At 69.2% G+C, this 19,356-nt stretch carries 16 protein-coding genes; 6 read left to right on the top strand and 10 right to left on the bottom strand.

The features are described from left to right. Window positions 1-89: 89 nt before the first annotated feature. Window positions 90-980, top strand: coding sequence for a TIGR01777 family oxidoreductase (locus D0B54_RS23200; RefSeq protein WP_117294639.1), 891 nt, complete (start codon window positions 90-92; stop codon window positions 978-980). Between the two features lie 89 nt (window positions 981-1,069). Then, a complete protein-coding gene (locus D0B54_RS23195) occupies window positions 1,070-2,053 on the top strand; it encodes a GGDEF domain-containing protein (RefSeq protein ID WP_205527221.1) in 984 nt (327 codons plus the stop codon). 120 nt (window positions 2,054-2,173) lie between these two features. Here D0B54_RS23195 and D0B54_RS23190 read toward each other — a convergent pair whose 3' ends face one another. After that, a complete protein-coding gene (locus tag D0B54_RS23190) occupies window positions 2,174-3,625 on the bottom strand; it encodes a phospholipase D-like domain-containing protein (protein WP_117294635.1) in 1,452 nt (483 codons plus the stop codon). Window positions 3,626-3,857: 232 nt separating this feature from the next. Between D0B54_RS23190 and D0B54_RS23185 the strand changes: the two genes are divergently transcribed. Then, window positions 3,858-4,502: a hypothetical protein gene (locus D0B54_RS23185; RefSeq protein ID WP_117294633.1), complete on the top strand. Its 645-nt coding sequence runs from the start codon at window positions 3,858-3,860 to the stop codon at window positions 4,500-4,502. A gap of 66 nt (window positions 4,503-4,568) precedes the next feature. Here the strand turns inward: D0B54_RS23185 and D0B54_RS23180 are convergent, their stop codons facing one another. The 6 genes from D0B54_RS23180 to D0B54_RS23155 all read right to left on the bottom strand — a co-directional run bounded on the left by D0B54_RS23180 (window position 4,569) and on the right by D0B54_RS23155 (window position 10,390). Then, window positions 4,569-5,645: a hypothetical protein gene (locus tag D0B54_RS23180; protein WP_117294631.1), complete on the bottom strand. Its 1,077-nt coding sequence runs from the start codon at window positions 5,643-5,645 to the stop codon at window positions 4,569-4,571. 116 nt (window positions 5,646-5,761) lie between these two features. Beyond that, on the bottom strand, window positions 5,762-6,238 hold the full coding sequence (locus D0B54_RS23175; RefSeq protein WP_117294629.1) for a hypothetical protein: 477 nt from the start codon (window positions 6,236-6,238) through the stop codon (window positions 5,762-5,764). A gap of 57 nt (window positions 6,239-6,295) precedes the next feature. Next, on the bottom strand, window positions 6,296-7,585 hold the full coding sequence (rsmB, locus tag D0B54_RS23170) for a 16S rRNA (cytosine(967)-C(5))-methyltransferase RsmB (RefSeq protein WP_117294627.1): 1,290 nt from the start codon (window positions 7,583-7,585) through the stop codon (window positions 6,296-6,298). Window positions 7,586-7,605: 20 nt separating this feature from the next. Further along, entirely contained in the window at window positions 7,606-9,255 is a 1,650-nt protein-coding gene (locus tag D0B54_RS23165) for a sensor histidine kinase (protein WP_205527220.1), read from the bottom strand. Beyond that, on the bottom strand, window positions 9,252-9,941 hold the full coding sequence (locus D0B54_RS23160; RefSeq protein WP_117294625.1) for a response regulator transcription factor: 690 nt from the start codon (window positions 9,939-9,941) through the stop codon (window positions 9,252-9,254). The genes D0B54_RS23165 and D0B54_RS23160 overlap by 4 nt, the downstream gene beginning before the upstream one ends. 83 nt (window positions 9,942-10,024) lie before the next feature. After that, the gene (locus D0B54_RS23155; RefSeq protein ID WP_117294623.1) at window positions 10,025-10,390 is read right to left on the bottom strand and encodes a hypothetical protein; all 366 of its coding nucleotides are present in this window, start codon (window positions 10,388-10,390) and stop codon (window positions 10,025-10,027) included. A gap of 166 nt (window positions 10,391-10,556) precedes the next feature. On the opposite strand from D0B54_RS23155, the gene D0B54_RS23150 reads away from it, so the two are divergent. Together D0B54_RS23150 and D0B54_RS23145 are read left to right on the top strand one after the other, a co-directional pair. Continuing rightward, complete coding sequence (locus D0B54_RS23150) at window positions 10,557-11,303, top strand: VIT domain-containing protein (RefSeq protein ID WP_162932653.1); 747 nt, start codon at window positions 10,557-10,559, stop codon at window positions 11,301-11,303. A 137-nt stretch (window positions 11,304-11,440) separates the two neighbouring features. Beyond that, window positions 11,441-13,333, top strand: coding sequence for a CocE/NonD family hydrolase (locus tag D0B54_RS23145; protein WP_117294619.1), 1,893 nt, complete (start codon window positions 11,441-11,443; stop codon window positions 13,331-13,333). 536 nt (window positions 13,334-13,869) lie between these two features. Here the strand turns inward: D0B54_RS23145 and D0B54_RS24545 are convergent. Genes D0B54_RS24545 through D0B54_RS23135 form a run of 3 tightly spaced genes read right to left on the bottom strand, consistent with a single transcriptional unit; the run spans window position 13,870 to window position 15,776 of the window. Continuing rightward, on the bottom strand, window positions 13,870-14,139 hold the full coding sequence (locus D0B54_RS24545; RefSeq protein WP_162932652.1) for a hypothetical protein: 270 nt from the start codon (window positions 14,137-14,139) through the stop codon (window positions 13,870-13,872). Between the two features lie 3 nt (window positions 14,140-14,142). Further along, window positions 14,143-14,688: a deoxycytidylate deaminase gene (locus tag D0B54_RS23140; RefSeq protein ID WP_205527219.1), complete on the bottom strand. Its 546-nt coding sequence runs from the start codon at window positions 14,686-14,688 to the stop codon at window positions 14,143-14,145. Window positions 14,689-14,744: 56 nt separating this feature from the next. Next, a complete protein-coding gene (locus D0B54_RS23135; protein WP_205527218.1) occupies window positions 14,745-15,776 on the bottom strand; it encodes a synaptic vesicle VAT-1 family membrane protein in 1,032 nt (343 codons plus the stop codon). A 121-nt stretch (window positions 15,777-15,897) separates the two neighbouring features. On the opposite strand from D0B54_RS23135, the gene D0B54_RS23130 reads away from it, so the two are divergent. After that, window positions 15,898-19,200, top strand: coding sequence for an EAL domain-containing protein (locus D0B54_RS23130; protein WP_117294615.1), 3,303 nt, complete (start codon window positions 15,898-15,900; stop codon window positions 19,198-19,200). Window positions 19,201-19,356: the final 156 nt, after the last annotated feature.

Genomic DNA, 19,356 nt, shown 5'->3' with positions numbered 1-19,356 from the left:
GCGGGCGGCGCGCAGTGTGCCGGAGACGGGACGATGCGTCATCCGCGCCAGCGCGTTAACTTATGCGCCGGAACAGGAGAGGAGGCTCCATGCACGTGCTGGTCACCGGCGGTACCGGATTCATCGGCAGGCCGCTGTGCGCGGCGCTGCTCGGCCGCGACTACGAGGTCACCGTGCTGACGCGCAACGGCGGCAAGGCCAGGGACCTGCCTTTCGGCACCCGCGTGGCGATGAAGATGGACGGCATCGGCGGCTACGATGCCCTGATCAACCTGGCCGGCGAGAACCTGGCGGAGCACCGCTGGAACGAGGAGCGGCTGCAGCAGTTCACCGACAGCCGCGTGCAGGTGACGCGGCGCATGGTCGACCATCTGCGCAATACCGAGGACCGGCCCAGGGTGATCGTCTCCGGCTCCGCCATCGGCTGGTACGGCGCCCGCGGCGACGAGGCCCTGAGCGAGCATTCCACCTCCGGCGGCTACGACGAGTTCCAGTCGCAGCTGTGCCGCGCCTGGGAGGCGGAGGCGCGCAAGGCCGAGAAGCTGGGCGTGCGGGTCTGCCTGCTGCGCACCGGCTTGGTGCTGGAGCGCGACGGCGGGCCGCTGGCGAAGATGCTGCCAGCCTTCCGCATGGGCCTGGGCGGGCCGCTGGGCAACGGCCGGCAGTGGATGTCCTGGATTCACCGCGAGGACCTGGTGGCGATGATCCTGTGGCTGCTGGACAACGAGCGCTGCAAGGGGGTCTACAACGGTACGGCGCCCGAGCCGGTGACCAATGCGCAGTTTGCCCGGGAGCTGGGCCGCGCCCTGGGCAAGCCCGCCCTGCTGCCGATGCCGGGCTGGGTGCTGAAGACCATGGTGGGCGGCATGGCCGATCTTCTCCTGACGGGCCAGAAGGTGCTGCCCCAGCGGGCACGGGAGGAAGGGTTTGCCTTCCGCTACCCCGAGCTGCCCGGTGCCCTGGCCGCGATCCTGCCCTGACGGGGCGTCGGCGCTTTCCTACCCGCGCCGCCCCCGCCGGCGGATAGGCCGCTGTCCCCGGGAGGTCTAGAATCAGGGCCATGAGCGTAATGAACTGGAAAGCCGGCAAGGTCTACCCGATGACCCGGGGCGAGCCGCGCGCCGAAGCGGGTGAATTCGATCCGGGCCGCCACGAGGCGCTGCTGCGCAGCGAGCCGGGCCGCTATGCCGAGATGGTGCGCACCGTCACGGCCTTCGGCATCTACCTGATGGACCGCGAAGGCCGGGTGCAGAGCTGGAACATCGGCGCGGAGAACCTCACCGGGTTCGGCGAGCGCGAGGTGGTGGGGCAGCATTTCAGCGCCCTGTTCGCCGAGCAGGCCCAGCGCGAGGGCCTGGCGCTGCGCAACCTGGACTTCGCCGCCAACAACCGTCATTGCCGCGACGAGCACCTGCGCCGCCGCATCGGTGGCGAGGAGTTCCATGCGCTCAGCACGCTGGACGCGGTGCGCGACGAGGCTGGCGAGATCCTGGGCTTCGTCGAGGTGTTCCACGACATCAGCGAGCAGAAGCAGCGCGAGGAGCGGCTGTACCAGCGCGCCACGCGCGATCCGCTCACCGGCGTGTTCAACCGCGGCCATTTCAACGAGACCGCGCAGCAGGAGATCGAACGCGCGCGCCGTTTCGCCGAGCCGCTGTCGCTGGCGATGCTGGATATCGACCACTTCAAGAAGATCAACGATACCTACGGGCACGAGGTGGGCGACACCGCGATCATCGGCCTGGCGCGCACTTGCAGTGCCGGCCTGCGCAAGATCGATTCGGTGGGCCGCCTTGGCGGCGAGGAGTTCGCCATCCTGCTGCCGCGCGCCAACAAGCAGGCGGCGATGGAGATGGCGCAGCGCATGCGCCTGAAGATCGCCCACCAGCGCATCAGCGCACAGGACCGCGAGATTTCCTACACCGTCAGCATCGGTGTCTCCACGCTGCTGCCGACCACGCGCGACCTGGCCGAGCTGCTGCGCCACGCCGACGCCGCGCTGTACCAGGCCAAGCGCGAGGGCCGCAACCGGGTGATCGCCTGGTTCGAGTAGCCAGGTCCCCTCTCTGGCGACTTTCGAGAAAGACTTTTTGCCGCGGATCACGCGGATGACACGGATTTTTATCCGCGTTCATCCGCGTGATCCGCGGCCACTCCGTGCTTCTCGCGGCCTCTACAGGTATGGCGAGAACAGCCACCAGAAGGCGTCGTAGAGCCGCGAGGGCAGCGGCCGCTTCTGCAGTTCCTTGGCGTGCTGCAGCTTGGAGCGCAGGCGCAGGCCCCTGAAGTGCTGCTCCATCCGCACGGCGAAGCTGCGGTCGTAGACTTCCACCATCAGTTCGAAGTTGAGACGCAGGCTGCGCGGATCGAGGTTGGCGGAGCCCAGCAGCACATAGCGATCGTCCACGATCAGCAGCTTGCCATGCGCAAAGGGCGGCGGCTGGTAGTAGATGCGCATGCCGCGGATGATCAGCTCCGGCAGGATGTGGCGCATCGCGCGGCGGACCTTGTCCAGGTCGGAGCGTGAGGGCAGGATGATCTGGATATGCACCCCGCGCAGCACCGCGGCCTCCATCGCCGCCACCAGTTCGCGCGGCGGCAGGAAGTAGGGCGTCATGATGCGCACGCGCCGCCGCGCGGCAGCCAGCGCGGCCAGCAGCACCAGTGTCAGCTGTCCCAGGTCCTCGTTGGGACCGTCGGTGATGACACGGCAGATCGCGCCACCCTCGATCTCCGGCGCCGGCTGTTCCGGGCAGGGGCAGTCGCCGCCGCCGGCATAGCGCCAGTCCTCGGCGAAGACCTCCGCCAGCTGCTGCACCACCGGGCCGCGCAGCTCGAAGTGCATGTCGGTTTCCGGGTGCGGGTTCTCCGGGTCCTGCGCCATGTGGCGCAGGCCGATGTTCATGCCGCCGGTGTAGCCCAGTTCGCCGTCCACGATCAGCAGCTTGCGATGGTTGCGCAGGTTGATGTGGAAGGAGGGCGGCAGCAGCGTGGGTGGATGGAAGCGCAGGGCCTCGAGCCCGAGTTTCCGCATGCGGCGGCTGGCGCAGGGGCGCCGCAGGCTCAACTCGGCGTAGCCGTCCACCAGCACGCAGACCCGGACCCCGCGCTGCCGGGCGGCCACCAGGGCCGCGACGAACTGCTCGCCGACCTTGTCCATGTCGAAGATGTAGCTGGCCAGCAATACCGAGCGCTGCGCGCCCGCGATCGCCGCGAGCATGGCCGGGTAGGCTTCCTCGCCGTTGAACAGCGGCTGCAGCAGGTTGCCGTCCAGCAAGGCGCGCCGCGTGATGATGTCGGTGGTGCGCGCCAGTTGCGCGAAGCGGCCCGGCACCGCCGGCTTTTCGTGCCCGCGCGGGCGCTGGTGGCGCGCGTCACGCAGATGATCCAGGCCCACGCCGCGGCCCAGGGTATGCCGCGGCGGACGCAGCTGGTGCGCGCGGGTCTCCACGCGATTGACGCCGAACAGGAAGTACAGCAGCGCGCCGAAACCCGGCAGCAGCAGCACTCCCACGATCCAGCCCCAGGCTGCCCGCGGATCGCGCTTGCGCAGCAGTGCGTGGCCACAGGCAAACAGCGACGCGACCGCCAGCGCGGCGGTGCCCAGGAGGATGGGCCAGCTCATGTGGCGACGGGGACTGAAGAAGCGCCGGTCTGGATCATCGCGTCTCGCACCTCGGGCATGGACAAAAACACAGGCTAGCGCCGCAATGTTACGGTTCGGTCCAGGGCGTGCGTCGTCCGCAGCCTGAACCGCGCCAGGCGCCGGGCGCTCCCCGCGTCACTGGCCGGCGCGCGGCGGAAGCACTACCATTCGAAAACATCTTTTCAAAAACAGCAAGATACAAGGAACCGCAGTGCGCAAGTCAGCCATCCTGTTCGCCGGGTTGTTCCTCTTCATTCCCGCTTCCTTCGCCGACAAGGGCGGCCCGCCGCCGGCCAGCAGCAAGACCTACGGCAAGACCCTGGTCGCCGAGTTCGACCTGCCCGACGACGTCGTGGAGCGCTTCAACGGGATCAAGCCCCCGGTGTCCCGGCCGGACCTCAGCCCCCTGGAAAACATGGCCTTCGCCGACGGCGAGAAGTGGCTGGGCGAGGACGTGCAGGTGGAGTCGGATACCAACCCCCACACCCTCGTCGTGACCCTCAAGGGCATGGCCCGGCAGGACGGCGACATGGCCAGCATGTGGATGGCGGGCTGGGTCAAGGAAGGGGGGATGGAGACGCAGAAGCCGGTGTCCGGCCTGTCGCAGAAGGGAGTGAAGGCCGGTGAGGGCATCCTGGTCACCGCGACCGGCGGCGGCTTCAGTTTCAAGGAAAGCCAGAAGGCGGCGCCGGTGCTGACGCTGATCCGCGCCGACAACATCCGCATCGAGAGTGTGCACGTGCAGGTCTGGTCGGGCATGCCGAACACCTCGCTCCTGGAGACCTTCCTGTCGTTGCGCATGCTGTGGATCGCCATGGCGGTTGCGTTCCTGCTGTGGTTCCTGCGGCGCAAGTAGGTCCACGGTCTCAGGCAAACGGAAAGGGCGCCGATCGGCGCCCTTTCCGCATCCGGCCTGCGGGGGTTACGGCGCCGGGTATTTCTGGAACCAGGCCGCGAAGGTCGCCGTGCTGCGGCCGATTGCGTCCAGCGACGCGGCGCTGTAGGCGGCGTTGTCGGTCCTGGCGGTGTTGCTGGACTTGCTGCGCGCGGCGCCGCCGGCATTGGCCATGCCCATGAATCCGCCCACCATGTCGACCAGGCCCTTGCTGCCCTTGTTGTCGCTCTCCTCGACCTTCTGCAGGGTGCCGAAGGCCAGCTCGCTGCCGATGCCCTGCTGCAGCGAGGCATTGGCCTCTTCGCCCTTGGAGGTCATGCCGCTGCGGGATTCCTCGGCGCGGATCATCGGCGTGGTGAAGGCCTTGACCGCCATGGCCAGCGAGGCGCCGACCTCGGCGTCGCGCGCCATCAGGCCCGAGCGGTTGCCGCTGCTGCTCATGTTGGCGAAGTCCACCACGATCAGCGGCGCGACGACGATGGCCTGCAGCTTTTCCGACAGCGGCGCCAGCAGGCGGTAGCTCTTCTGGTTGAAGGGCGTCTTGTCGGTCCAGCCGGCGTCGGCGTAGGTGAAGAACAGCGGCGTGCCGGTCGGGGCGAAGGCGGTGCCCTTCGCGCCCAGGACTTCCTTGGTGTAGGGCTGCGCGCTGGGCTCCACCTCGGCGTGGAAGCTGGCCAGCTCGGAGGCCGGTACCACCTCGCGGCCGGCGGCGGCGAGCTGCGCCAGGAAGTCGGCGTAGGCCTTGTCGGTGATCGCCTGCAGGGTGGCGCTGTCGACGCCCTCGAGCGTGACGTTCATCGAGGCCTTGGCGCCGCTGGTGTCGCGGCCCGGCAGGTAGCTGGCGCGCACCTGGGCGCTGATCGTGTTGTAGTTGATGAACACCACGCGGAAGCCGGCCACGGCCACGCGCTTGCTCTTGGGCAGCAGGACGGTGGTGACGCTCTTGCCGAAGGTGCCGCCGGTCTGGCCCTTGAAGTAGGCGTCCGGGTCCAGCGCGGCGGACGCGGAGGCGGTGGTTGCGGCGGCGTCCTCGGCCGCGGCGATGCCGGTGGTGACGGCGGCCAGCAGCGCGAGGCTGGCGGCCAGGATCGATGTGCTACGCATATGAATTCCCTCTCGCATGGTTGTCGTACGCTCCGGGGAGTACCCGGACCGCTACGGCCAGACTAGGGATTCCAGGCCTCGTTCAGCACGCCCCTGATGGGGGGCGTGGCACACCCTCAATGGGGGGTGATTTCCGCCGCGATACGCTGGATGTGGCGGCAGAAGTCCTCGTCCTCGCCGCGCAGCAGTTCCGGCAACGCCGAGCGGAAGTCCTCGCGCCGGCACCACTCGCGCATGTAGTCCTCCCAGCTCTGCCACATGCGCCGCGTCTGCCGCGGCATGTCGTCCTCGTAGACCAGCAGGTAGGCGCGCTCGAACAGCGAGATCAGCAGGTCGAACAGCACGCCCTTGCGTTCCTGCTGCTCCTCGCTGAGCTCGGGCGGCGGGCCTACGCGGCGGAACAGGTGCAGATCGGAATGCTCGAGCACCAGGCGCAGGAAGTCGGCGTATTCGTCGGAGAGCTGCTGGTAGATCTCCTCTTCCTCGTTGTGCCGTTCCTTGCGCTGCTCGTAGACGAACACGCCGATGGCCAGCGGCAGGCCGACCACGGTCACCACGTAGCTGAGGAACTCCCAGGTCTCGAGCGTATCCATGGGCCCGAGTCTAACGCCGCCGGCGTTCCGGAATGTTGCCGCCAGTGGGGCGAGCCCTCAGACGGCCTTGTCCAGCACCGCGTAGTAGAAGCCGTCGTGCATGTCGCCGGGCGCGATGCGGCGGCCGAACTCGGTGGCCTCGCCCCAGTCGGCGTCGATCTTCGTCGCCTGCTGGTCTTCGGACAGCGACAGGAAGCGGCCCATCACCTCGTCGCCCTCGGCGCGCAGGGTCGAGCAGGTGGCGTAGACCAGGCGCCCGCCCGGGGCCAGCAGCGGCCACAGGGCCTTGAGCAGGCGCAGCTGCTGCAGCTGCAGCTGCGGGATGTCGGTCTTGCGGCGCAGCCACTTGATGTCGGGGTGGCGCCGGATGACGCCGGTGCCGGAGCAGGGGGCGTCGATCAGGATGCGGTCGTAGAGCTTGCGGTCCCACCACTTGGCGGGCGTGCCGGCGTCGCCGGTGACGAGCAGGGCCTTGAGCTTGAGGCGGCGCAGGTTTTCGTCGACGCGGACCAGGCGGCGGCTGTCGCTGTCCAGCGCGGTCAGCTCCAGCGCCTGCCGCTCCAGCATGTGCGCGGTCTTGCCACCCGGCGCGGCGCAGGCGTCGAGCACGCGCTGGCCGTAGCGCAGGTCCATCAGGTCGGCGGCGAGCTGCGCGGAGGCGTCCTGCACCGAGACCTGGCCCGAGTTGAAGCCGGGGATCTTCGCCACCGGCCGCGCCTCGTCGAGCATCACCGCGTCGGGGCAGTCGTCGAGGGGCTGCACGCCGATACCGATCTCGCGGGCGCGCTGCAGCCAGGTGTCGCGCGACATCTCGCGGCGGTTGATCCGCAGGGTCATCGGCCCCTGGCGGTTGTTGGCGGCGAGCAGGCTCTGCCAGTCGTGCGGCCAGTCGGCCTCGAGCTTGCCGGCGAGCCAGTCGGGATGCGAGCTGCGCAGCGCCGGATCGGCCGGCAGCTGGGCGTCCAGCGCCTTGCCCTCGCGCTGGTAGCGGCGCAACACGGCGTTGACCAGTCCGCGCGCCGGCGAGAACTTGAGTTCCTCGACCGCCGCGACGGTTTCATTGAGTGCCGCATGGTCGGCCACGTCCATCGAGCGCAGCTGGTACAGGCCGCAGAGCAGCAGGGCGTGCAGCAGGGGATCGGGCGACAGCGGCTTGTCGAGCAGGCGGTCGAGCAGCGCCGACAGCAGGCGGTGGTCGCGGATCACGCCGTAGACCAGGGCCTTGGTGAAGGGCAGGTCCAGCAGGTCCGGCGGCAGGCCCGCATAGCACTCGTCGAGGGAGTGGCCGAGCATGACGCGGGCCACGATACGCGCAGCGTTCACGCGGCTGTTGCGGGAGGGTTTCATCCCGCCATTATCGCCTGCTTCTATGTCTTGAGCGGCACCTTGACCCTGAAGCATGCTCCGCGCGCCGCCGGCACCCGCTCGATCCCGCCGCCATGCGCCGTCAGCAGCGAGCGGATGATCGCCAGGCCCAGGCCGGTGTTGCCGCTGCTGCGGCGGGTGGTGAAGAAGGGCTCGAAGATGCGCTCGGCATTGGCGGCGGAGATGCCCTGGCCGTCGTCGGCCACCGTGACCACCGCGCAGGGCGGCTGGCTGCCGGCGTCCAGGGCCCAGGACAGGCTCACCGTGACGTCGGCACCGCCGTGGTGACGGGCGTTGTCCAGCAGGTTGCCGAGGATCGAGTCCAGCGTCTCCGGTGCCATCGCCGCCGTGGCGCTGTCGCCGCGCCCCTGCAGCTCCACCTTGAGGCCCAGGCCGCGCTGGCGCTCGGCGACACCGGACAGCACCAGGGCCAGGTCGCAGGACTCGTCGCCCACGCGCATCACGTCGGCGCGCGCCAGCTCCAGCAGCTTGCGCACCAGGTTCTCCAGGCGCCGCGCGTCCTGGGTGAGGATGTCGAGGAAGCGCGTGCGCTCCTCGGGCGACATCTCGGCGTCGTGCTCGCGCAGCAGCTCCACCGAGCCCTGGATCGCGGTCAGCGGCGTCTTGAACTCGTGCGAGACGTGCGCGGCGAAGTCGCGGATGTACTGCGCGCGCTGCTCCAGCGTCCGGGCCATCGTCGCCACGGTCTCCGACAGCTCGGCGATCTCCTGCGTGCCGGGATGGCGCAGCGGCGTCACCGCGCCGGTCTCGCCGCGCGCGGCGCGATGCGCCTGCTGCACCAACTGGCGCACCGGGCGGCTGATGGTCAGGGCGCTGAACAGGGTCAGCGCCAGCACCAGGCCGAGCAGCGCCAGGCCCGCGGCGATCAGCGGCTGGCGCTTGCCCTCGATGGCATGACGCAGGTTGGCGGGCGTGCGCACCAGCATGACGGCGCCCAGCACGCGGCCCTCGCGCACGATTGGCTCGGTGACGTAGACCCGCAGGCGGGCGCTGCGGCTGATCGAATCCAGGGGCGGCGCCGGCTGGCCGCTGCGGCGCGCGCGCAGGGTGCTGGCGGCCTTGCCGCCCAGGGCCTGCTGCACTTCCTCGTGGTTGAGCAGGGACAGGCCCAGTTCGTCGCCGCCGCCATCCTGGGTGGAGGCGACGATCACGCCGCGATAGTCCACCACGGTGATGCCGGCCAGGGTGGTGCGCTGGGCCTGCCGCAGGATCGGGTTGAGCTCCTGGCCGATGCGCCAGGCCAGCGGGTCGGCGGTGTCGACGCCTTCCGCCGGCGGCGGTGCGGTCGGCAGGATGCGGTCGTCGGCCAGGTCCAGCACCGGTGCGCGCGGCCGCCAGCGGTCGCCGGGGTCGCGCTCCAGCGGCGGCGTCACCAGCACGTAGCCGTAGTCCTCCAGCATGCGGTTGGCGGCGATGGGGTCGCCGCTGTCCGGCGCGGTCAGGCGCTCGGCGATGGCGCGGTAGGTGGCGGCGACGAAGGCGCCCTGCGCGATCAGTTCCGACTCGGTCTGGCGGATCAGCGCGCTCTCGTACAGCCGCAGCCAGGTGATGCCGCCCAGCGGCAGCGCCAGGATCACCAGGTTGGTGAGCAGCAGGATGCTGCGCAGCCGGAAGCGCAACAGATTCCTCAAGTGCAAGGCCCGAGCTTGTAGCCGATGCCGTGGACCGTTTCTATCGGATCGATCCCCACCGCCTCCAGCTTGGCCCGCACGCGCCGCACGTGGCTGTCGATGGTGCGGTCGCTGACGATCTTGTGCAGCTCGTAGGCTTCGCCCATCAGCAGGTCGCGGGTGCAGACGCGGCCGGGCCGGGCCATCAGTGTGCGCAGGATGCCGAACTCGGTCAGCGTCAGCACGATCTCCCGGTCGTCCCACCAGGCCTTGTACTGCTCCGGGTCCAGGCTCAGGCGGCCGTGCTGCAGGCGCTGCGGGGCCGGCGTGGGCGGGGCGCTGTAGCGGCGCAGGCAGGCGCGGACGCGCGCCACCAGCTCGCGTGGCGAGAAGGGCTTGGCCATGTAGTCGTCGCCGCCCAGCTCCAGGCCGATGATGCGGTCGACCTCGTCGTCGCGCGCGCTGAGGAAGATGATCGGCGCCTGCTTCTGCGTGGCATCGGCGCGCAGGCGGCGGCAGACCTCGGTGCCGTCCAGCTCCGGCATGGTGATGTCCAGCACCACCAGGTCGGGCCGCTCGCTGGCATGGCGCTGCAGCGCCTGCGCGCCGTTGTCGGCCGTGACCGTGCGGAAGCCGGCTTTCTGCAGCGCGAAGCAGACCACCTCGCGGATATTGGGATCGTCGTCTACGACCAGGATCGTTTGCATGCTCGGGCATTGCGGCGATGGGAGTGGCGGCATCCTACCGATAAGCGCGGGGGGCGGGGCAAGCGGGCTGCGGAGGTTCGGGTTCAAAACGGCAGGCCCTCCCGGGCCAGGGCGGAGGCGAGGAGCAGCAGGGCCAGGGGCATCAGGGGCAGCCACGCGGCGGTGACCAGTACCGCCCAGCCCTTGGCGAGGACATGCCACAGCGGGCCCTCGCCGCGATCCGGTGCGCGCAGGACCGGGATCGCCGTCAGCATCATCAGCAGCGGTGCCAGCAGCAGGAGCAGGAACATGGCGCGCTGGTTCGCCTCCCATCCCAGGTCCTGCGCCGCGCAGAGCAGGGCCAGCATCAACAGCAGGAAGCCGTGGCCGCAGAGCACGAAGACCCGCCAGAAGGCCCGGCCCAGGCCGAGGCCGTGCCGGGTGGCGGGATGAGGTCTGGGTGGGGGCATCTGCGGCTTCCGGGGGTTGAGGGCGATGCAGCCTAGCCGCCATTCCGGGCGCAAAACGCCGCCTGCACTGCAATTGCACAATCTTCCTCGGGCTTTGCACCGGAGGCGGCGAAAGCTTGCACCGGCACCCCGGAAACTGCTCCCCGTACCACAGGGAGTTCCCGCGATGCACACCGTCACCACCGATCACAGCAGCCCCGGCCTGCGCCGTCGCGGCCTGCTGTTCCTGGTCTTCGTCCTGGCGCTGTTCCTGCTGCCGGTGCTGGCCGCCATGGCCCAGGCCGCGCAGCCCATCGCCGGCACGCTGGTGGCGGTCGATGCCCGCGAGCTTCCCGGCACCCGCACTGAAATCCGCGCCGATATCCGTGGCGACCGTGCCGAGATCACGGTGGTGCAGGTCTTCTTCAACCCCCACCGGCAGGCGCTGGAGGCCTGCTACCGGTTTCCGCTGTTCCGCGATGCTGCGGTACAGGAAATGCGCCTGGCGATCGGCGACGGCGCCGAGACGGCGCTGCCCGACGCGGCGCTGCGCATGCACAAGACCGCCGCCGGCGACCGCGCTCAGGAGTTCGTGCAGCGCCTGGCCGAGCTGCCGCCCGGCCAGCCGATCCGCATCACCCTGCGCTATCGCCAGACCGTGCCCACCTTCCGCGGCGTGCATGAGCTGGTGCTGCCGCTGGCGCAGGGCAGCGGCGCGGCCATCACGCCGGAGCGCCTGTCGCTGAAGGTGGCCCTGCACGGCAGCCTGCCGGTGCGCAGCGTCAGCAGCCGCAGCCACAAGCTGAAGGCACAGCCGCGCTCGCCCTGGGCCTGGGACATCGCGCTGGCGCCGGGCCAGCGCATCGCGTCTCGCGATTTCGTGCTGCGCTACGAACTGGCCGAGGCGGCGGACCCGGAGGAGCTGGCCCTGTAGGGCTCGTCAGGGAAACCCGGGGGCAGCAAGCGGGGGCGGCGGACACCCGGAGCGGCTGCAAACGATGGAACGATTCCGAGCGGCGCTTCATAATGGGTCATTACTAGATTCATATGTTGTCCGGAGGAGTTCCCCTTATGTCGAAGTCATCCTTGCGGGCGTCCGCGCTCGCGGTCGTCCTGTCGCTGTTTCTCGCTGCCTGCAGTTCTTCCGAGAGCGTGGAGGGTGACAGCGGCACGCCCGGCGGCGGCTCCGCCAGCGCCAAGTGGTTCGACTACGACCGCAGCGAGGAATTTGCCGGCATGCAGCAGCTGCCGGAGCAGAAGATCGAGATGAGCGACGGCGTGAAGCTGTCGGTCAAGGTCGCGCTGCCGGAGGACGCCGAAGGCAATGTGATCAACGTGCGGATGCCGGTGATCCTGACCCAGACCGGCTACAACAAGAGCCTGGCCACGGTCATCCCCGCCTTCCCCACCTTCAACAGCTACTTCGTGCAGCGCGGCTACGCCCACGTCGCGGTCGACGTGCGCGGCACCGGTGTCTCCGAGGGCGACTGGGAGGCGTTCAGCGAGCGCGAGCAGCTGGACTACAAGGAAGTGATGGACTGGGTCGCCGTACAGCCCTGGAGCAACGGCAAGGTCGGCACCTGGGGCCCCTCGTTCATGGGCATCACCCAGATCTTCACCGCCGCGCACCAGCACCCCGCGCACAAGACCGTGTTCGCGATCGTGCCGATGGGCGACGCCTACCGCGATATCGTGTTCTCCGGCGGCCAGGTCAACGTCGGCTTCATCCCGTTGTGGATGGCGCTGGTCACCGGCCTGGGCGTGCTGCCCGCCGAGGCGCAGCTGAGTACGCCGTTCACCTCGATCGACCATGCCGTGGACGCGGTGCTGCGTTTCCAGGTGCCGACGATCCTGAGCGCCGCGCTCGGGACCAACGACCGCAACTACGACAGCGACTTCTGGCGCACGCGCTCGCCGATCGAGGTGGCGGATCGCGTCAAGGTGCCGACCTTCATCGTCGGTGGTCTCAACGACATCTTCCAGCGCGGCGAGCCGATGCTGTACGAGGTGATCAAGCGCAACACCACCACCAAGCTGCTGATCGGCCCCTGGCAGCACCTGACCGCCTCCACCGGCGCCGGCCTGCCGCTGGACGGCGTGCCGAACCTGGATCACATCGCGCTGATGTGGTTCGACAAGTATCTCAAGGGCCTGCCGACCGGTGCCGAGCGCGTGCCCAACGTCACGCAGTTCCTCACGGGCGAAGGCCATTACTCGATCGCCAATGACTGGCCGCACCCGCAGGCCCGCGCCGAGCGCTGGTACTTGCGCGGCGACAACAGCCTGACGCGCGAGCTGCCGGCCGCCGACGAGGCCAGCCACATCACGCTGCCGATTCCGGTCGCCGGGCTCTGCTCGCTCAGCACCAGCCAGTGGACCGCCGGTATCCTGGGCCTGATCCCGCTGCCGGTGGGCTGCCTCCAGGGCGACAACGGGATCAACGAGCTGCCACTGCTGGGCGCCGTGACCTATACCACCGCGCCGATGGACAAGGACTACTACATCAACGGTCCGATCCAGGCCGACCTGTGGATTTCCTCCGCGATGGCCGACGCCGGCATCGCCGCGCGCATCACCGACGTGAGCCCCGAGGGCACGTCGCAGGAGCTGACCAACGGCATCCTCACCGCTTCGATGCGCGAGGTGGACGTGTCGCGCTCGCGCCTGCTGCGCGGCGTGATGATCCAGCCCTGGCACCCCTACACCGAGGCTTCGCGCCAGCCGCTGACCGCCGGCGAGCCGGTGCTGGCCAGCGTGGAGATCTTCCCGACCAGCACGGTGATCAAGCAGGGCCACAGCCTGCGCATCGCGATCAGCACCTCGGACTTCCCGCATGGCCTGCCGCCGGTGACGGACCTGCTCGATCAGCTGCTGGGCGTGCTGACGGTGCGCAGCGATCGCGAGCATCCGTCGAGCGTGGTGGTGCCGGTGGTGCCGGTGTCGGCGATCGAGGCGCCGCGTTGAGCTTTCTGATTCGTTGATGTGCAAAAGGCCGCGAGAGATCGCGGCCTTTTCATTTTGGACGTCCAAAGCCGAACCGATCATGCCGAGTGCCGCGCAGCGGTGTATCGAGGCACGCGCACAGCGGTGGTGCCGGCGACTACGCCGGTCAGGAGCCGCGTTTCTCTGGAGGTGTATTTCGCCTAAGGGCGAGTTACTTTATCTTTGTTATACGACAAAGAAAAGTAACCAAAAGAAAACGTACCCTTGTATCGGCGCCCCGCTTACGCGGGGTGCCCCGCCCAGTGGTCGGTCGCTGAGGGGTCGGACACACAGGCCATCCATGGCCTGCGTGTCCTCGGCCGGACATCCTGTCCGGCTCGACCCCTGCGCCCGACCCCTGTGCGGGCGCCGCTACGAGGGAACCCGGACCATCAAAAGCATTCGCTTACGCTCACCAAGCCATTGGAAGACACAAGCAGCGCCGTCTGTAGGGTGCGCATCGCGCACCGTTGAACCCAGCAAGGGCTGCCCCGCGTGCGCGGTGCGCACCTACGCTGCTAGCTACCTGCCTTTGGTTTGGATAGCACCATTTCATCGCTGCGAAGTGCGAGGCTATGAGAAGTGCTCTCGCCAGAGTCGAGATGCCACCACTTCTCCACCCAGGCTTGGCCATAAAGATCTATTTCATAGACCTCAAGCACATCGCCGAGCATGGACTGCACCCTTTCCGCTTCGTCTGGCTCGAAATCCAGAGCCGGAACAGAGAGCACCTGAACATGTGAGCCTACGACGATCGAGTTGCCATCTCTATCCTTGGTATCCATCACGCATCACACCAGCGGCGCCTTCCTGAGGCTCGTCACCGCCCACACCGCCCTTGCATCCTCCACCTTCAACTGCTTCGCCCCCAAGCGCGTCACGATTCGGTCGTACTCCGACTTCTTCATGCGGTCCATCTCGGGATCGGGATCGCTCGGCGTCCAGGGGTGTACGTAGAGCACCTGCCTGATCTTGGCCTGCAGCATTTCCTTGGCGCAGCCGAAGCAGGGCTGCATGGTGGTGTAGAGCGTGGCGTCCTGTACCGAGATGCCGAAGCGGGCGGCGGACAGCAGGGCGTTCTGTTCGGCGTGGACGCAGATGCAGAGGTCGTAGCCGACGCCGGAGGCGAACTGGCCGTTGGGGTTGCGGCAGCGCAGGCAGCCGCCGTCCAGGCAGTTGGTCATGCCTTCGGGCACGCCGTTGTAGCCGGTGGAGATCACCCGGTTTTCCTTGACGATCACGGCACCTACGCGGTTGCCGGTGCAGTTGGCCTTTTCGCGCACGGCGAAGGCAATGCCCATGTAGTAGGTGTCGGTGTCCGGCAAGATTTCGCTCATGGTGTTTTCCCCCGGCGCGCAGCTTGTGTCAGGCATGGTCTGGTTTTCAACAGGTTTCAGGGCGCCAGGATCAGCTTGCCCTGGGTCTGGCCGGATTCCAGGGCGTGGTGCGCCTCGGCGACGGCGGACAGCGGGTAGATCGCCAGCGGCGGCGGCTGCAGGCGGCCGGCCTCGATGCCGGCCAGGATCTGCGTCATCGCCGGCAGCAGCAGGTCGGCGCGCTCGCTGAGGAAGCTGAGGTTGAAGCCCAGCACGCTGCGGTTCTCCACGGTGAGCTTGAGCGGGTCGAAGCGCGGCGTGCGCAGCCAGTCCCAGGCCAGCTTGGGCCAGTTGGGGCGGCCCCCCTGGCGCGGCAGCATGGTGTGGAAGCCGTAGATCGCCAGGCGGCCCAGCGGCGCGAGGTGGGCATAGCTCTGGCCCAGGGTCTCGACGCCGTTGGGGTCCAGGATCACGTCGTAGCCGCCGGGAGCGATGCGCCCGGCCTCGGCCCACAGCGCCTGCTCGGATTTCACGATGACGTGGCGCGCGCCCAGGCGCTGCGGCAGCTCGCGCTTGTGCGCGCCGCCGACCACGGCGGTAACCTCGGTGCCGGCCTGGGCGGCCAGCTGCACGGCGGCGCTGCCGACGCCGCCGGCGGCGGAATGCACCAGCACGCGCTCGCCGCGGCGCAGGTGGGCCAGTTCGTGCAGCGCGAACCAGGCGGTCAGGAAGATCGTCGGCAGGGCGGCGGCCTGCGCGGTGTCCAGCGCGGCGGGGATGCGGAAGGCCTGCACCGCCGGCACGCAGAGGCGGCTGGCATAGCCGCCGAACAGGGTCACGGCCAGCACGCGGTCGCCGGGGCGCCAGCCGTCCACGCCATCGCCCACGGCGTCGATCAAGCCCGCGACCTCGAAGCCGGGGGTGATGGGCCAGCCGACCAGGCGCTTGGCGGACTCGTAGAGGCCCATGCGGATGACGCAGTCGGCGTAGTTGACGCCGCTGTGCTGCACCGCGATGCGCAGTTCGCCGGGGCGCGGTTGCGGGTCGGGCAGCTCGCGCAGCTGCAGGCGGTGGTAGCTGCCGGGACGGTCGATGACGATGGCTTGCACGGTGGGGTTGCTTCGGTTTGCGGGTGGTTTGCGACGAGCGGCGGCGATGGCGGCCGGAGAAGGTGCCGCGGGTACATAGTATCTACTGCCCGCCCGGGGACCTTGCCTGTAGCTTGGCCCCATGAGATTCCTGGACCTCAGCGAACCGCGGACCGGCCCCGCCGACCGCGGTGAAGCCGCTGCCGACGACCTGCGCCGGCACGTCGCCGGGCCGGCGGCGACGCTGGCCGGGACCGGCTGGCGGCTGCTGGTGCTGGTGTTGCTGTACTTCATCACCGGCTGGCTGGGCCTGAAGCTGGCGCAGCCGCCGGGTTACGCCACCGCGATCTGGCCGCCTTCCGGCATTTCCCTGGCCCTGTTGCTACTGTGGGGGCGCGGCCTCTGGCCCGGCGTCTGGCTGGGCTCGCTGCTGCTCAACTGCGCGGTCGGCTACAAGGTCAGCGGCAGCCTGTCGGCCGACGGCATGATGATCGCCGCGGCCATCGCCAGCGGCTCCAGCCTGCAGGCGGTCTGCGGCGCCACGCTGATCCGCCGCCATGTCGGCTGGCCGAGCATGCTGGACTCGGGCCCGGCAGTGCTGCGCTTCATGCTGCTGGGCGGCGCGCTGTCCTGCGTCATCGCCGCCACCGTCGGTACCCTGACGCTCCATGTCAGCGGCAAGGTGGTCGCCGGCGACCTGCTGTTCAACGGCTTCACCTGGTGGGTCGGCGACACCATGGGCGTGTTCCTGATCGCGCCGCTGCTGGTGGTCTGGGCGCTGGAGCGCCGCCGCAGCTGGCAGCGCCGCCTGCCGACCGTGGTCGGTTCGGTCGCGGTGTCGGTGCTGCTGGGCGCGCTGGTGGTGCAGCAGACCAACCTGGTCGAAAGCGGACGCATCCGCAACGCCTTCTCCGAGCAGGCCGAAGCGGTGCAGCGACGCCTGGCGGAGCAGCTCGGCGGCGCGGAGCGGGCGGTGCGCACGCTGGGCGATTTCTACCGCGCGTCCTCCCAGGTCACGCCGGACGACTTCGTCGCCTTCGCCGGCGGGCAGCTGCTGAATACCCCGGGTGTCCGCTTGCTGGGCTGGGCGCCACGCCTGCCGGGCGAGCACTACCCGGTGACCTACATCATGCCGCGCGATGGCAACCAGGGCCTGATCGGCTACGACCTGGCCGCCGACGCCGCGCAACGCGACCTGCTGGGCGGCATGGCGCTGTCGCGCTCGCTGGCGGTGTCGCGCGAGCTGCCGCAGTCGGGCGCCACGCGGGCGCCGGGCGTGCTGGTGGCGGCGCCCCTGGGGCGCGAGCTGCCGGATTCCGGCTATCGCCTCGACGGCGTCGTGTTCGCGGTGCTGCAGTTCGAAGCGCTGATGCCGCAGGTGCTGGGCGCCGGCCTGCCCCGCGGCGTCGACGTGGTGCTGCTGGACCGCCAGGGCCCCGCCGCACGCCGGCTGCTCTACAGCAGCCGTGGCAGCCTGCCGCCGCGCGACGCCAACAGCCTGGTGCACGAGGGCGAGCTGGTCTTCGGCCCGGCGCGCTGGAGCCTGCAGGTGATCGCCGGCAACGAATACCTGCAATCGCACCGCTCGCTGCAGGCCTGGATCACCCAGGCCGGCGTGTTCCTGTTCTCCGGCCTGCTCGGCGGCTTCCTGCTGGTGCTCACCGGCCGTGCCGCGCGCGTCGAGCAACTGGTCGGCGAACGCACCGACGAGCTGGAGCAGAAGAACCGCGCGCTGTCCGGCGAGGTGGAGCAGCGCCAGCGCGGCGAGACGGCATTGCGCGAGAGCGAGGAGCGCTTCCGCGGCATCTTCGAGAGCGCCAGCACCGGCATCGCCTTCGCCAATGCGCGCGGCCGCATCCTGCAGAGCAATGCCGCCTTCCAGGCCCAGCTCGGCTACTCCGCCGAGGCGCTGCGCAGCATGGACTTTCCGTCCCTGACCCATCCCGAGGAAGTACCACGCGAGCTGGAGCTGTTCCGCGACGTGGAGGCCGGCCGGCGAGACAGCTACCGTATCGAGAAGCGCTTCCGCGCCGCCGGCGGCCGCCATGCCTGGGCCGACTGCACGGTCTCGGCGATCCGCTCGTCCGACGCGCGGCCGCAGTACTACGTGGTGGTCAGCACCGACATCGAGGCGCGCAAGACCGCCGAGGACCGCATCCGCTACCTGGCGCAGAGCGACGCCCTCACCGGCCTGCCCAACCGCTCGACGCTGGCCAGCCGGCTGGATGAAGTGCTGTGCCTGGCGCAGGCGGCGCAACGGCCGTTCGCGGTGATGTTCATCGACATCGACCGCTTCAAGAACATCAACGACTCGCTGGGCCACGGCACCGGCGACACCCTGCTGCAGGAAATGGCGCGCCGCCTCGGCATCTGCGTGCGCGCCAAGGACACGCTGGCGCGCCACGGCGGCGACGAGTTCGTGGTGGTGCTGCCGGAGGTTCACGATGCCGAGCAGGTATCGCAGATCGCCACCCGCATGCTGGCCAGCGTGGAGCAGCCGCTGACCATCGACCAGCACCTGCTCAGCGTCACCTGCAGCATCGGCATCGCCATGTATCCGGGCGACGGCGAAGACGCCGAAAGCCTGCTGAAGAACGCCGACGCCGCGATGTACGTGGCCAAGAATTCCGGCCGCAACAGCCTGCAGTTCTTCACCGCCGACATGAATGCGCGCGTGCGCGAGTTCCTGCGCATCGAGAACGACCTGCGCAGCGCGCTCAAGCACGGCGAGTTCCGCCTGCACTACCAGCCGCAGTTCGACACCGCCACCGGCGAGGTGCTGGCGATGGAGGCGCTGATCCGCTGGCAGCATCCGCAGCGCGGCCTGCTGCTGGCGGGCCAGTTCATCCGCGTCGCCGAGGAGAGCGGCCTGATCGAGGAGATCGGCGACTGGGTGCTGAACGAGGCCTGCCGCCAGAACCGCGCCTGGCAGCTGCGCGGCCTCAAGCCGCTGCCGGTGTCGGTGAACCTGTCGGGTTTCCAGCTCTACCGCCGCGACATCGTCGCCAAGGTCGAGCGTGCGCTGCGCGCCAGCGGCATGGATCCGGAATGGCTGGAACTGGAGGTCACCGAGTCGGTACTGATGCAGGACGTCGAGCGCGTGGTGCGCATCCTGCGCGAGATCCGCGGCATGGGCGTGAAGCTGGCACTGGACGACTTCGGCACCGGCTATTCGTCGCTGGCCTACCTGCAGCGCTTCCCGCTGAGCCGGCTCAAGGTGGACCAGACCTTCGTGCGCGACATCAGCGTCGACGACAGCGACGCGGCGATCTGCAAGGCCATCATCGCGCTGGCCCGCACCCTGGGCCTGCAGGTGGTGGCCGAGGGGGTGGAGACGCAGCAGCAGCTGGGCTTCCTGCGCGAGCACCGCTGCGACGTGGTGCAGGGCAATCTGCTGGGGGCGGCGATGCCGCCGGAGAGCATGGAGCTGTTGTTGGGTGCGTAACAGGGGACGGTGAGTCATCGCGCGGGCTGCGATACCGTGCCCCATCTGTGATAGTCCCTTGAGGGGGACTTGTCTTACTTCCTTGACAAGGCCAGCACCCGTTCAACGAAAGCACGATAGCTTTCATCAAGAGCTCTCAGGCCGGAATAGGCCGAC

It is taken from the genome of Solimonas sp. K1W22B-7 (genome assembly GCF_003428335.1).
Taxonomy (GTDB): Bacteria; Pseudomonadota; Gammaproteobacteria; order Nevskiales; family Nevskiaceae; genus Solimonas_A.
Note: the sequence above shows the minus strand (reverse complement) of the source record. Positions and strands in the feature narration are given on the sequence as shown.